The sequence below is a fragment of the Pantoea sp. X-Soil-ISGK-259 genome (assembly GCF_059730705.1).
This window is the reverse complement of the sequence record NZ_AP035986.1, coordinates 202949-215989: the sequence shown is the minus strand read 5'-3', so window position 1 is coordinate 215989 and position 13041 is coordinate 202949. Positions and strand designations below refer to the sequence as shown.

Genomic DNA, 13041 nt, shown 5'->3' with positions numbered 1-13041 from the left:
CCTGTGCCTGCTGACCCGTTTTCCGTTTCCGGTTTGCCGTGTCAGTGGAGGCGCATTATAGGGAAGTTCGCGCGGACTGACAAGTGTTTATTGCGAAAAGATTACTGTTCGCAGTAATTTTCATCAAATCGCGCTATTTCGCTACGATTTGCCTGGTAACTGTGCAAAATCATTAGCAAAAGTGCGTACCTGCTGCCAGTCCGTGTACTCCACTTCTTTTGTGGAATCGGTCTCACCGCCAGTCATACGCATAATCAACTGAATCATGACGCGATCAAACCAGCGATAGCGCGGATAATAGAGCGCGCCCGCAAACACGGCACAGCAATCAGGTTGCCACGGCGAGCTGGCAAGGAACTTCTGCGTATAAGCATTCGTTTCAGGAGAACGCTTCTCAGGTTTGCGCGCCGTGAGGTTTACCGAAAAGAAACCACTGGTACGCTGCTGCAATGCAGGGAGATGAAGCTTTACGAACTTATCGACGACCGGCTGGAAATGACCGTAGCGAATAGAGGCGCCAATCAGCACGCGATCATACTGCGCCCAGTCAGGCAGAGCGGCATCCTGAATATCCAGCACATCGCATGGCTGGTGCTGACGGATCATCTCGGCTATAGAAGAGGCAATCTTCTTTGTTTGTCCGTCGCGGGTGGAATAGAGAATCAGCGCTTTCATATCAGCATCCTTATTAATTATTCACGCCAGAAAGTAGGCGTGAACAGCACCAGCAAGGTAAATACCTCGAGACGCCCGAACAACATGGTGGAGATAAGAATCCATTTCGCCACGTCATTCATTGAAGCGAAGTTATCGGCCACAACCCCTAAACCGGGCCCGAGGTTATTCAGCGTCGCGGCAACGGCAGCAAATGCCGAGAAGTCATCGACACCGGTGGCAATGATCGCCAGCATGCTGACCAGGAACACCAGCGCATAAGCCGAGAAGAATCCCCATACGGCCTCAAGGATACGCTCAGGCAACGCCCGATTCCCCAGCTTAATGGTGTAGACCGCATTCGGGTGAACCAGACGCTTAAGCTCACGGTTACCCTGCTTGCATAATAGCAGGATGCGGATAACCTTCAGGCCACCGCCGGTTGAACCGGCACAGCCGCCGATAAAGGCGGAGCACAACAGCAGCACCGGCAGGAACAAGGGCCAGCGTGAGATGCTGTCGGTCGTGAATCCTGCCGTGGTGGCCATGGAAACGACCTGGAAAAAGGCCTGGTTTAGCGTTTGCCAGCCACTGTCGTAAACATTGTGGAACCAGAGCACCAGCGTGCAGATCAACACCAGCGTCAGCTGAACGCCTATAAACATGCGGAATTCAGGATCGCGCCAGTACACGCGCAGATTGCGCCCGCTTAACATGGCAAAGTGAAGGCCGTAGTTACAGCCTGAGATCAGCAAAAACACCGCCACGATAGTATTGATAGTGCCGCTGTGAAAATAGCCGATGCTGGCATCATGGGTTGAGAAGCCGCCAATCGCGATGGTCGAGAAGCTGTGACCAATAGCATCAAAGGCCGGCATGCCTGCCAGCCACAATGCCAGCGCACAGGCCACCGTCAGCAGAACATAGATCAGCCAGAGTGTTTTCGCTGTTTCGGCAATACGCGGCCGCATTTTATTATCTTTCAGCGGCCCCGGCATTTCAGCGCGATAGAGCTGCATACCTCCGACGCCCAGAATCGGCAATATCGCCACCGCTAACACGATGATTCCCATACCGCCCAGCCACTGCAGCATCTGTCGATAGAAGAGAATGGCTTTAGGCAGCGAGTCCAGCCCCACCAGCGTAGTGGCCCCGGTCGTTGTCAGGCCAGAGAAAGATTCAAAGAACGCATCCGTCACGGAAAGATGGGGCTGTTCGGCAAAGATAAAGGGCATGGCCCCTACGCTGCCCAGCACCGTCCAGAACAGCACGACAATCAGAAACCCTTCCCGCGGTTTGAGTTCGGTTTTCTTTTTGCGATTCGGCCACCACAGCAGCGAGCCGATCACCAGCGCCATCATAAAGGTCTGGCTAAACGCCCGCCCCGCGCCATCGCGATAAATCAATGCGACCAGGCCGGGCAAAATCATCGTCACTGAAAAGAGGATCACCAGCAGACCGACTATGCGGGTAATGGCGCGAAAGTGCATTCAGCCGTTCCTTTAAATAATAGAGATGAACATCAGGGTGTGAGCGGGATCAGCGATAATGCACCCCGACTAAAGTCTGACAGATTTTTTTTAAAACCGTCGATTTGTCCGTAAGGTACAGCCAGCGTCAGCGCAATGCGATCCTGAAACTGACTGTCGGTCACCTTACCGTCAAAACGCTGTACCAGCCGTTCAACATCACTGAGCTGTGGATAGTCACATTGCAGAGTGAACAGCTTCATCGGCACTTTGCGCTGTCGTGGCAGCAGCTTAAGCCCCTGCTGAACGCCACCACCATAGGCTTTCACTAAGCCGCCGGTTCCCAGCATGATGCCGCCGTAGTAACGCACCACCACGGCAGTAATCTCGCCAATATCCGCGCCCATCAGCTGCGCCAGCATCGGTTTCCCTGCTGTACCCGAAGGTTCACCATCATCAGAGAAGCCGAGCTGTTGAGAATCATTCGGCGCGCCCGCGACCCATGCCCAGCAGTGATGCCGGGCAGCCGGATGCTCGTTTTTGACCTGCTGGACAAAGGCGCGCGCCGCCTCTGCCCCCTCGGTGTGCGCCAGCAGCGTAATGAAGCGACTCTTTTTGATCGTCTCCTCACTGCTGCTCACGGGCACCGCGGGAATATCAAAGGCTTCCATCAGGCCAGATGCAGATCGCGGGTCATGTTCTCAACGCGATGCGCATGGATCACCACGTTATCCTCGATACGAATTCCGCCATAAGGCCGAAGTGCATCGATAGCCTGCCAGTTAAAGTGCTGACTGAAACGGCCTGCACGCAGTGGTGCCAGTAATGAGTCAATAATATAGAAGCCTGGCTCGATGGTTAATACCATGCCCGGTTGCAGCACGCGGGTGCAGCGAAGATAAGGATATTGCGCAGGCGCGGCCAGATGCGTGCCCTGATCATCCTGCATAAAACCCGCTACGTCATGCACCTGCAGACCCAGTGGGTGCCCCAGCCCATGTGGCATAAACGGCCCGGTCAGATCTTCAGCCACCAGCGCTTCTTCGCTGATGCCCTGCACCAGCTCAAACTTCAGCAACATCTTCGCAATACGCTGATGCATCTGAAGATGATAATCGGTGTAGCGCACGCCCGCTTTCAGCGTGGCGATCAGCGCCAGCTCTTCCGCGTTCATCGCCTCAACCATTCTGGCATAGAGCGAACTGCTCTGCGCCGCATAGCTGCGGGTCAGGTCGGCGGCGTAGCCAAGATACTCAGCGCCCGCATCAATCAAAAAGCTGTGGCGTTTCGCCGGCGGCTGATGATCCAGCCGGGTGTAGTGCAGCACCGCAGCGTGTTCATTCAGCGCAATGATATTGCCGTACGGCACATCGGTATCGCGATGACCGGTCGCGGTCAGATACGCCTGGTTGATATCGAACTCGCTTAAGCCCGCCGAGAACGCCTCTTTCGCTGCGCGATGACCCGCCACTGCCAGCTTCTGCGCCTGGCGCAGACAGGCGAGTTCATAATCTGTTTTGATACTGCGATGGAAATGCAGGAAGTCGATCACCGCTTTAGGATTGATATTGCCGGAGGCGATACCAAGCTGTGCCGCCCGTGCGTTGATCGGGCCGATATAAGCGACATTATCACGCTGTGCAGGCAGCAACTGCGCAATCTCATCCGCATTTTTCAGGCCGATAACCTCGACATCTTCAGTCCAGAAGCTATCCGGCAGAGGTTCAACGTTATGCCAGTAATCCACCGGAGAGTAGAACCACAGTTTCGGTTTGTTCACGCCATCAATCCATAGCCAGCAGTTGGGAACCTGTGTCACCGGCACCCAGGCCTTGAACTGCGGATTCACCTTAAACGGATAGGTGTGGTCATCCAGAAACACCGTCAACAACTCACCGGAATGGATCAACATCGCATCCAGTTTATTGCGTGCCAGCACCTGCTGCGCCCGTTGTTGCAACGTGGCGATGTGCGCGTGATACAAGGTCTTCAGTGAATCCATTGACGTCTCTCCAGTGTCGCGAAATGGCCGCAAGTTTAGCATACCCCTTGCGCAGTTGCTGATGTCGACACGGCTGTGATCTTGTTAGCAAATAAGCAAAGAGCAGTTTGCAAATAATTAACATCCCTCCCACACTCACGATCATCTGGTATGACCAGATCACCTTTCGCGGTTTCAGGAGACGCACATGCTCTACCAAGGCGCTAACCTTACACTTCACTGGCTGGACGATGGTATCGCCGAGCTGGTTTTTGACGCTGCAGGCTCAGTCAACAAGCTTGATACGCAAACTGTCGCCAGTCTGGGCGAGGCAATTGCAGTGCTGGAGCAGCAGCCAGATCTTCGCGGCCTGCTGTTGAGCTCCGCTAAACCTGCTTTTATTGTGGGTGCGGATATCACCGAGTTCCTTTCACTGTTTAATGCACCCACCGAAAAGCTGAGCCAGTGGCTGAGCTATGCCAACAGCATCTTCAATCGTCTGGAAGATTTACCCGTGCCGACCCTGGCCGCCATTGACGGCTATGCGCTGGGCGGCGGATGTGAGTGCGTGCTGGCAACCGATCTGCGTATTGCGACTGCGGACGCCCGCATTGGCCTGCCGGAAACCAAACTTGGCATCATGCCTGGCTTTGGTGGCAGTGTGCGGCTGCCACGCCTGCTGGGTGCCGACAGTGCACTGGAAATTATTGCGGCGGGCAAAGATGTTGATGGCAATGCCGCCCTGAAACTCGGTCTGGTCGATGCCGTGGTCGCTCGCGAAAAACTGCGCGAGGCGGGGATCACCATGCTCAAAGCCGCCGCCACTGATGGCAGCTGGCGCGCGCGCCGGGCACCGAAACTGGCTCCGCTGAAACTCAGCCCGATTGAAGCAGCCATGAGCTTTTCTATTGCGAAAGCGATGGTGCTGCAGACTGCAGGTAAACACTATCCCGCCCCGCTGATGGCAGTGAAAACCATTGAAGCGGCGGCCAGCCTTGGCCGTGACGATGCATTGAAACTTGAAACCGCGGCGTTTGTGCCGCTGGCGCAGTCTGATGAAGCTCGCGCTCTGGTCGGCATCTTCCTTAACGACCAGTACGTCAAAGGCCTGGCGAAAAAGCGTGGCAGCGAAAGCGGCGCCCCCGCTCAGGCGGCAGTACTGGGCGCAGGCATTATGGGTGGCGGCATCAGCTACCAGTCTGCGTGGAAAGGCGTGCCGGTCAGAATGAAAGATATCAACCCACAGGCGCTAACCCTGGGGATGAACGAAGCCAGTAAGTTACTTAATAAGCTGTTAGAACGCGGCAAAATCGACGGCAACAAACTCGCCAGTGTGATCGCCACTATCCAGCCCACACTCGATTATGCCGGTTTTGATCAGGCCGATGTGGTGGTGGAAGCCGTGGTTGAGAACCCGCTGATCAAGGCCAAAGTGCTGGCTGAAACCGAACAGCATCTGCGTGAAGACGCGATTCTGGCCTCCAATACCTCGACCATTCCTATCAGCCAGCTGGCGCAGGCGCTGCAACGCCCGGAAAACTTCTGTGGCATGCACTTCTTCAATCCGGTGCCACGTATGCCGCTGGTTGAAGTGGTTCGTGGCGAGAAAACCAGTGAAGCCACGCTGAGTAAAGTGGTGGCCTGGGCCAGCAAAATGGGCAAAACCCCTATCGTGGTGAATGATTGTCCCGGCTTCTTTGTTAACCGGGTGCTGTTCCCCTACTTCGCCGCTTTCAACCTGCTGCTCCGCGACGGCGCTGATTTCCGCCAGATTGATAAAGTAATGGAAAAACAGTTCGGCTGGCCGATGGGTCCCTCCTGGCTGCTGGATGTGGTAGGCATCGATACCGCACATCACGCGCAAAGCGTCATGGCGGACGGTTTCCCGGATCGTATGAAGCATGACTATCGTGATGCGATTGACCTGCTGTTTGATGCCGGTCGTTTTGGCCAGAAAAATGGCAAAGGTTTCTGGCGCTGGGAAGAGGATAAAAAAGGCAAGCTGAAGAAAGTGCCCGATGCAGAGGTGGACACACTGCTGCAACAGGTCTGTCAGCCCGCGCGGGTCTTCAGTGACGAAGAGATCCTGAACCGCATGATGCTGCCGATGCTGAATGAAGTGGTGCGCTGCCTTGAAGAGAAGATTATCGCCTCACCCGCTGAAGCAGATATGGCGCTGGTATACGGCCTTGGCTTCCCGCCGTTCCGTGGCGGCGCATTCCGCTATCTCGATACCCTGGGCAACAGCAATGTGGTCGATCAGGCACGCCGCTATAGCGCGCTCGGTGGGCTCTATGCCTTGCCTGCGCTGCTGGTGCAGAAAGCCCATCAGCATGAAAGCTGGTATCCCGCCGCTAAACCGATTGATGAAGCCGCGCTGAAAAGCGCCTGAGGGCAAAAAGATGGAAAATGTGGTGATTGTTGATGCGGTGCGCACGCCAATGGGACGTTCAAAAGGCGGAGCCTTTCGGAACGTGCGCGCTGAAGACCTCTCTGCGCACCTGATGCGCGAAATTCTGAGCCGCAACCCGGCAGTGGATCCGACTTCGCTCGACGATATCGTCTGGGGCTGCGTACAGCAGACGCTGGAACAGGGATTTAATATCGCGCGTAACGCCGCGCTGCTGGCCGAAATCCCGCACTCTGTACCGGCCACTACCGTTAACCGGCTGTGCGGTTCGTCAATGCAGGCGCTGCACGATGCGGCCCGCGCCATTATGGTGGGCGATGCACAGTGCTGCCTGATCGGTGGCGTGGAGCACATGGGGCACGTGCCGATGAATCACGGTGTGGATTTTCATCCCGGCCTGGGACGCACCGTCGCCAAAGCCGCAGGCATGATGGGCTTAACTGCCGAGATGCTGGCACGTATGCATCATATCAGCCGTGAGCAGCAGGATGCGTTTGCCCTGCGTTCGCACCAGCGCGCATGGCAGGCCACCCAGCGCGGCGACTTCGCCACTGAGATTGTCGCCACTTATGGACACGACAGCGACGGCATTCTTAAACGCTATGACTTTGATGAAGTGATCCGCGAGGAGACCAGCGCCGAAGGACTGGCGGCGCTCAAACCCGCCTTCGATCCGGTGAATGGCACCGTCACGGCGGGCACGTCGTCGGCGTTGTCAGATGGTGCAGCCGCCATGCTGGTCATGAGTGAATCACGCGCCCGTGAACTGGGGCTGACGCCACGCGCCCGCATCCGCAGCATGGCAGTGGTCGGCTGTGATCCGTCGATCATGGGCTATGGACCGGTTCCGGCCAGTAAACTGGCATTGAAACGGGCGGGGTTAAGCGTCAGTGATATCGACGTGTTTGAACTGAACGAAGCCTTTGCCGCGCAGACGTTGCCCTGCATCAAGGACTTAGGTTTGCTGGAGCTGATGGATGACAAGGTGAATCTGAATGGCGGTGCGATTGCTTTAGGCCATCCGCTGGGCTGTTCCGGCGCGCGCATCAGCACCACACTGCTGAATATTATGGAACGACGCGATGCCCGTTTCGGACTCGCTACCATGTGCATCGGACTGGGTCAGGGGATTGCGACCGTATTCGAGCGTCTGTAATACGTTGAGTCTTACTTTGTCAGATTTACCCGCCGTTAACCGGCGGGTTTTTTCTGTCTGCTACAGGCTGCTACCGGGAATCAGATAAAGGCAAACGCATCGCCATACATCTGTGACTCTACGGCGCCACGCTCGGCACAGAAACGATCGCGGGCAATCTTCGCCATCTCAAACCGTCCGGCGATGTAGATCTCATGCTCGCTCAGCGTGCTGAAGTCCTGCATCACGGCTGTCAGGACCGTGCCTGACCGACCCTGCCAGCCCGCTTCGGGCTGCTCGACGACCGGGATCACCTTCAGGTTCGGGTGCTTGACTGCCAGCGCATCCAGCTCGTCCATATCGTACAGATGCTTGAGCTCACGTCCGCCCCAGTAAATGGCGATATCGCGCTCTGGCTGTTCCGCCAGCGCGGTAAGCAGAATTGAACGGGCATAGGAGAAACCGGTGCCGCCCGCAATCAGAATCAGCGGCTTAGTGCTCTCTTCGCGCAACCAGGCGTCGCCGTGCGGCATATCAACCGTGATCTGGCGATCGTTACGGATGCGATCCATAACGGCCATGGCATAGAGGTTCAGATCGGACGCGCCGATATGCAGCTCAATGATATCTTTTTCCATCGGCGTTGAAGCCAGTGAGAACGGACGCTTGTCGCGCTCATCCATCACTACCATCAGATACTGTCCCGCGCGAAAACTGAATTCCGCTTCAGGGATCAGGCGAACGCGATAGACCGTGTCGGTAATCGCCTCAACTGAAGTTACTTTACAGCTTAACGTTGTCATGCGTTCCCTCTGTCGGGTCGTCTTTATGGTTGTGCTCGCCATCAACGCTGTGGCGGCTGATCAAAAATACCTAGCTCATCCCAGATGGCATCAATGCGCGCGGTGACCGCAGGGTCTTTCACAATGGGTGTACCCCATTCGCGCTGCGTTTCACCCGGCCACTTGTTGGTCGCATCCATCCCCATCTTCGATCCCAGCCCGGACACAGGCGAGGCGAAATCGAGATAATCGATCGGGGTATTTTCCACTAATACCGTATCGCGAGCCGGATCCATACGCGTGGTGATCGCCCAGATCACATCGTTCCAGTCACGCGCATTAACGTCATCGTCACACACAATAACAAATTTGGTGTACATGAACTGCCGTAAAAACGACCAGACGCCAAACATGACACGTTTGGCATGCCCTGCGTACTGCTTTTTAATTGTCACAACCGCGAGGCGGTATGAGCAACCCTCTGGCGGCAGATAGAAGTCCACGATCTCCGGGAACTGCTTCACCAGAATCGGCACCAGCACTTCATTCAGCGCCACACCCAGTACCGCAGGTTCATCCGGTGGACGGCCAGTGTAGGTAGAGTGATAGATAGGCTTATGGCGCTGCGTAATATGCGTCACAGTAAACACCGGGAAGCTATCTACTTCATTGTAGTAGCCCGTGTGGTCACCGTAAGGGCCTTCCGGCGCCATATCGCCCGCTTCGATATACCCTTCCAGCACGATTTCAGCGCTGGCAGGCACCTCGAGATTGTTCGAGAGACACTTCACCACTTCGGTTTTATTGCCGCGCAGCAAACCGGCAAACGCATATTCTGACAGCGTATCAGGCACCGGCGTCACGGCACCAAGAATGGTGGCAGGATCGGCACCCAGCGCCACCGACACCGGAAAACGCTCACCCGGATGCGCTTTCGTCCACTCCAGATAATCAAGCGCACCGCCACGGTGCGACAGCCAGCGCATAATCAGACGATTTTTGCCGATCACCTGCTGCCGATAGATACCAAGATTCTGCCGCTCTTTATGGGGGCCGCGCGTCACAGTCAGGCCCCAGGTAATCAGCGGTGCCGCATCACCGGGCCAGCACTTCATCACCGGAATGCGCGTCAGATCAACGTCATCGCCACTGAACACCACCTCCTGACAGGGTGCATTACGCAGCCGTTTGGTCGGCATGTTCAGAACCTGCTTAAACTGCGGCATTTTATCGAACAGATCGCGGAAGCCTTTTGGCGGCTCCGGTTCTTTCAGGAAGGCCAGCAGTTTACCCACTTCACGCAGTGCGCTGACCTCCTCCTGGCCCATGCCCATTGCCACGCGCTTTGGCGTGCCGAACAGATTGCACAGTACCGGCATGTCGTACCCTTTCGGGTTTTCAAACAGCAAGGCGGGACCACCGGCGCGCAGTGTACGGTCGGCAATTTCGGTCATTTCCAGTTCGGGATCGATCGACTGGGTAATGCGCTTTAGCTCACCGCGCTGTTCGAGCAGCGCGAGAAAGTCTCTTAAATCGTGATATTTCATGCGGCTTTAGCTTTCCGGCCAGAGTGAATCGGCCATTATAGGTCTGATTAAGCGGATATGCTGAGGTTTATAGTGCAGCCTCTTAAGCAGACGTCAATTTTCAGTTACCTTTTCACCTGCCAGCCGGCCTGTTAAGAAAAGTCTCAGTTTATTTTCTTTGCAGGACGCTTTACCCTGCCCCTGCGCTATAACTCTGGCAGCAGGTTTGCTATTCTTAGCGTCCATTCAATGGGAGCAGTTATGGAATCCTGGTACTTACTCTATTGCAAACGTGGACAGCTATTGCGCGCGAAGGAGCATCTGGAGCGGCAGGAAGTGCATTGCCTGAGTCCGATGATCGCTCTGGAAAAGATCGTGCGCGGAAAACGTACCACGGTGAGTGAGCCACTGTTTCCAAATTATCTGTTTATTGAATTCGATCCGGAAGCGATTCACACCACGACCATCAGCAGCACGCGCGGTGTCAGCCACTTTGTGCGCTTCGGCACCACACCTGCGACCGTGCCATCGGCCGTGATTGAAGCGCTGGAGACTGATGTCCCGCAAATCCTGCTTGATCCGGAAACCCCTCAAAGCGGCGACGAAGTGGTTATCACTGAAGGGACCTTTGAGGGGCTGCGCGCCATCTTTGCCGAGCCGGATGGTGAAACACGCTCGATTCTGTTGCTTAATCTGCTGAACAAGCAGGTGATGCGCAGTGTGGATAACAAGCAGTTCCGCAAGCTTTAAGCCAGTCTGAACAACGTCCGCGCATTCTGATCAATGCGGACCGCCAGTTCCTCAGCATTCTCCCCACGCCATGTCGCCACCTGATGCACAATATGCGGTAAAAAGCAGGGTTCGTTCCGGCGTGAAGTCGGGCGCGGACGCATGTCGCGTGGCAGCAGATACGGCGCATCGGTTTCCAGCAGCAGACGATCGGCCGGAATCAGTGGCAGCAGCTCTCGCAGTTCCAGACCACGACGCTCATCGCACACCCAGCCCGTGATCCCCACGGATAATCCCATGGCCAGACAGCCTTCAAGTTCATCACGCGTGCCGGTAAAGCAGTGAATCACCGCACCCGGCAATTTTGGCAGCCAGGGTTCAAGCACCGCGGCGAAACGTGCATGGGCTTCACGGCAGTGAAGGAACACCGGCATGTTGAGTTCCGCCGCCAGTGCCAGCTGTGCATCAAACGCATACTCCTGCTGCTCATGCGCCGACAGGTTGCGATTAAAATCGAGCCCGCACTCACCGATAGCCACCACTTCCGGTTTTTCAGCCAGTCGACGCAGGGTACTGGCAATGTCCGTGGACCATTCGCTGGCATGATGAGGATGAACGCCCGCGGTAGACCAGCAGAAATCGGGTTGCGCTTCAGCCAGCCGCTGAGCCTGCTGGCTCTCCAGCGCATTAGTGCCGGTAATAAGCATGCCGGTGACGCCCGCATCACGCGCGCGTTTAACCACCTTTTGCCGGTCGGAGGCGAATTGCGTGCTGGTCAGGTTTACACCGATATCAAACATAATTTTTCCCACAGTTTATAAACAAAAACCGCCCATCAGGGCGGTTTGGATTGATCGCTTCCCGCCTGTGCGGGTAACGGTAACGCGGTCGGCATCAGGAGTCGATGTTCTCGTCCTCATCCTGTGACCGGCGGCCTTTACCCACGTAGTAACGGGAAAAGAATACGCCGACTTCAAACAGGCAGTACATCGGAATAGCGAGCAAAGTTTGGGAAAAAACATCCGGCGGTGTGAGCAACATCCCGACGACGAAGGCACCCACCAGAATATAAGGACGTTTCTTCTTCAGATCGTCCGGACTGGTGATGCCGGTCCAGCACAGCAGCACAATCGCCACCGGCACTTCAAACGCCACGCCAAATGCCATAAACAGCGTCATGACAAAATCGAGGTATTTGGCAATATCTGTCGCAACGGTGACGCCGATCGGCGCGGTTTTGGTGAAAAAACCGAATGCCAGCGGAAAGACCACAAAATAGGCAAACGCTACTCCGAAATAGAACAGGAAAGTGCTGGAAAAGAGCAGTGGCATAACCAGCCTGCGCTCATGCCGGTATAGCGCCGGAGCGACAAATGCCCAGACCTGATAGAGGATCACTGGCACCGCAAGAAACACCGACACAATGATAGTCAGCTTAATCGGGGTGAAAAACGGTGAGGCGACATCAGTCGCGATCATGCTCGATCCAACCGGCATCTGGCTAATCAGAGGTGCCGCGACCAGCTGGTAAATATCATTGGCGAAGAAAACCAGCACCAGAAAAATCGCTAATACTGCGATCATGCAATTCAGTAGTCGCTTACGCAGCTCAATCAGATGACTGATGAGCGGTTGAGTATCTTCAACGGCCATTATCGTTCATCACTTGCAGAAGAGGGTGGAGCGGAATGTCGCGCAGCATTGGCCGGTCTGGCGGCTTCATCCGCAGGCGCCTGTGCCGGGGCGCTGGCCACGGCGGCAGGTGCGGCAGAAGATTGCACAGCCGGCGCGGATGAAACGGCTGACGGAGCCTGTGCCGGGGCAGTGGCAACAGCGGAAGGTGCCGCAGCAGGTTGCACAGCCGTGACAGCGTCTGAAACCGGAGCGGGGGCCTGTGCTGGCGCGCTGGCCTGATGTTCTGCGGTAGCCGGTGTCGCCGAAAGTTCCGCCGTGCCAGACTCAGATGCGTCTCCTGCTTCTGAAGCAGGATGAGACACGGGCCTGTGCTGGGCCGAGTGAATGGTGTTTGCCTCGTCTTCCTCTTTTTCAATGTCGATGCTCTGACTGACCGAGCGTTTCATTGAATCCGCCGTTTTACGCAGCTCTTCCATCGACTCTTTCAGCTCAGGTGAGAGCGTGCCGCGGCTCGCTTCTTCCACCTTTTTCAGGCTGTCCTGCAGCTCCTGCAGCTTGAGCTCCTGCGCCAGTTCATGTTGCACATTGGCTGCCAGCGAACGAATCGCCCTGATCCAGCCGACTACGGTTTTCACCGCAACCGGTAAACGTTGCGGGCCGAGTACAATCAGCCCGATAACGAATACTAATACCAGTTCACTAAAACCAATATCGAACACG

At 55.9% G+C, this 13041-nt stretch carries 12 protein-coding genes; 3 read left to right on the top strand and 9 right to left on the bottom strand.

The window, feature by feature from the left end:
- Positions 1-141: 141 nt before the first annotated feature.
- Genes hemG through pepQ form a run of 4 tightly spaced genes read right to left on the bottom strand, consistent with a single transcriptional unit; the run spans position 142 to position 4125 of the window.
- The gene (hemG, locus tag AC6I77_RS00970) at positions 142-675 is read right to left on the bottom strand and encodes a menaquinone-dependent protoporphyrinogen IX dehydrogenase (protein ID WP_039658599.1); all 534 of its coding nucleotides are present in this window, start codon (positions 673-675) and stop codon (positions 142-144) included.
- Between the two features lie 17 nt (positions 676-692).
- Complete coding sequence (trkH, locus tag AC6I77_RS00965; protein ID WP_039658600.1) at positions 693-2144, bottom strand: Trk system potassium transporter TrkH; 1452 nt, start codon at positions 2142-2144, stop codon at positions 693-695.
- Positions 2145-2176: 32 nt separating this feature from the next.
- Positions 2177-2794 (bottom strand): IMPACT family protein, encoded by a 618-nt coding sequence (locus AC6I77_RS00960; protein WP_008926464.1) that lies wholly within the window; start codon positions 2792-2794, stop codon positions 2177-2179.
- Positions 2794-4125 carry a Xaa-Pro dipeptidase gene (gene pepQ, locus AC6I77_RS00955; protein ID WP_004571217.1) on the bottom strand — a complete coding sequence of 444 codons (1332 nt, stop codon included), beginning with the start codon at positions 4123-4125 and terminating at the stop codon, positions 2794-2796. The genes AC6I77_RS00960 and pepQ overlap by 1 nt, the downstream gene beginning before the upstream one ends.
- A 187-nt stretch (positions 4126-4312) precedes the next feature.
- Between pepQ and fadB the strand changes: the two genes are divergently transcribed.
- On the top strand, positions 4313-6496 hold the full coding sequence (fadB, locus tag AC6I77_RS00950) for a fatty acid oxidation complex subunit alpha FadB (protein ID WP_004571216.1): 2184 nt from the start codon (positions 4313-4315) through the stop codon (positions 6494-6496).
- A 10-nt stretch (positions 6497-6506) separates the two neighbouring features.
- Positions 6507-7670, top strand: coding sequence for an acetyl-CoA C-acyltransferase FadA (gene fadA / locus AC6I77_RS00945; RefSeq protein WP_110411740.1), 1164 nt, complete (start codon positions 6507-6509; stop codon positions 7668-7670).
- Between the two features lie 80 nt (positions 7671-7750).
- On the opposite strand, the gene fre is transcribed toward fadA, so the two are convergent.
- Entirely contained in the window at positions 7751-8452 is a 702-nt protein-coding gene (fre, locus tag AC6I77_RS00940; protein ID WP_008926461.1) for an NAD(P)H-flavin reductase, read from the bottom strand.
- 41 nt (positions 8453-8493) lie between these two features.
- Positions 8494-9978 (bottom strand): 4-hydroxy-3-polyprenylbenzoate decarboxylase, encoded by a 1485-nt coding sequence (gene ubiD, locus AC6I77_RS00935; RefSeq protein ID WP_008926460.1) that lies wholly within the window; start codon positions 9976-9978, stop codon positions 8494-8496.
- Positions 9979-10218: 240 nt separating this feature from the next.
- On the opposite strand from ubiD, the gene rfaH reads away from it, so the two are divergent.
- Positions 10219-10707 carry a transcription/translation regulatory transformer protein RfaH gene (rfaH, locus tag AC6I77_RS00930; protein WP_008926459.1) on the top strand — a complete coding sequence of 163 codons (489 nt, stop codon included), beginning with the start codon at positions 10219-10221 and terminating at the stop codon, positions 10705-10707.
- Here rfaH and tatD read toward each other — a convergent pair.
- The 3 genes from tatD to tatB all read right to left on the bottom strand — a co-directional run bounded on the left by tatD (position 10704) and on the right by tatB (position 13040).
- Positions 10704-11486, bottom strand: coding sequence for a 3'-5' ssDNA/RNA exonuclease TatD (gene tatD / locus AC6I77_RS00925; RefSeq protein ID WP_039658603.1), 783 nt, complete (start codon positions 11484-11486; stop codon positions 10704-10706). The two genes, rfaH and tatD, sit on opposite strands and share 4 nt — an antisense overlap.
- Before the next feature lie 94 nt (positions 11487-11580).
- Positions 11581-12339, bottom strand: coding sequence for a Sec-independent protein translocase subunit TatC (gene tatC, locus AC6I77_RS00920; RefSeq protein WP_008926457.1), 759 nt, complete (start codon positions 12337-12339; stop codon positions 11581-11583).
- A complete protein-coding gene (tatB, locus tag AC6I77_RS00915; protein ID WP_039658604.1) occupies positions 12339-13040 on the bottom strand; it encodes a Sec-independent protein translocase protein TatB in 702 nt (233 codons plus the stop codon). The genes tatC and tatB overlap by 1 nt, the downstream gene beginning before the upstream one ends.
- Position 13041 lies beyond the last annotated feature (1 nt).

Excerpts from the sequence above, each read along its gene's own strand:
- hemG (WP_039658599.1), bottom strand. The coding sequence starts at position 675 with ATGAAAGCGCTGATTCTCTATTCCACCCGCGACGGACAAACAAAGAAG.
- trkH (WP_039658600.1), bottom strand. The coding sequence starts at position 2,144 with ATGCACTTTCGCGCCATTACCCGCATAGTCGGTCTGCTGGTGATCCTC.
- AC6I77_RS00960 (WP_008926464.1), bottom strand. The coding sequence starts at position 2,794 with ATGGAAGCCTTTGATATTCCCGCGGTGCCCGTGAGCAGCAGTGAGGAG.
- pepQ (WP_004571217.1), bottom strand. The coding sequence starts at position 4,125 with ATGGATTCACTGAAGACCTTGTATCACGCGCACATCGCCACGTTGCAA.
- fadB (WP_004571216.1), top strand. The coding sequence starts at position 4,313 with ATGCTCTACCAAGGCGCTAACCTTACACTTCACTGGCTGGACGATGGT.
- fadA (WP_110411740.1), top strand. The coding sequence starts at position 6,507 with ATGGAAAATGTGGTGATTGTTGATGCGGTGCGCACGCCAATGGGACGT.
- fre (WP_008926461.1), bottom strand. The coding sequence starts at position 8,452 with ATGACAACGTTAAGCTGTAAAGTAACTTCAGTTGAGGCGATTACCGAC.
- ubiD (WP_008926460.1), bottom strand. The coding sequence starts at position 9,978 with ATGAAATATCACGATTTAAGAGACTTTCTCGCGCTGCTCGAACAGCGC.
- rfaH (WP_008926459.1), top strand. The coding sequence starts at position 10,219 with ATGGAATCCTGGTACTTACTCTATTGCAAACGTGGACAGCTATTGCGC.
- tatD (WP_039658603.1), bottom strand. The coding sequence starts at position 11,486 with ATGTTTGATATCGGTGTAAACCTGACCAGCACGCAATTCGCCTCCGAC.
- tatC (WP_008926457.1), bottom strand. The coding sequence starts at position 12,339 with ATGGCCGTTGAAGATACTCAACCGCTCATCAGTCATCTGATTGAGCTG.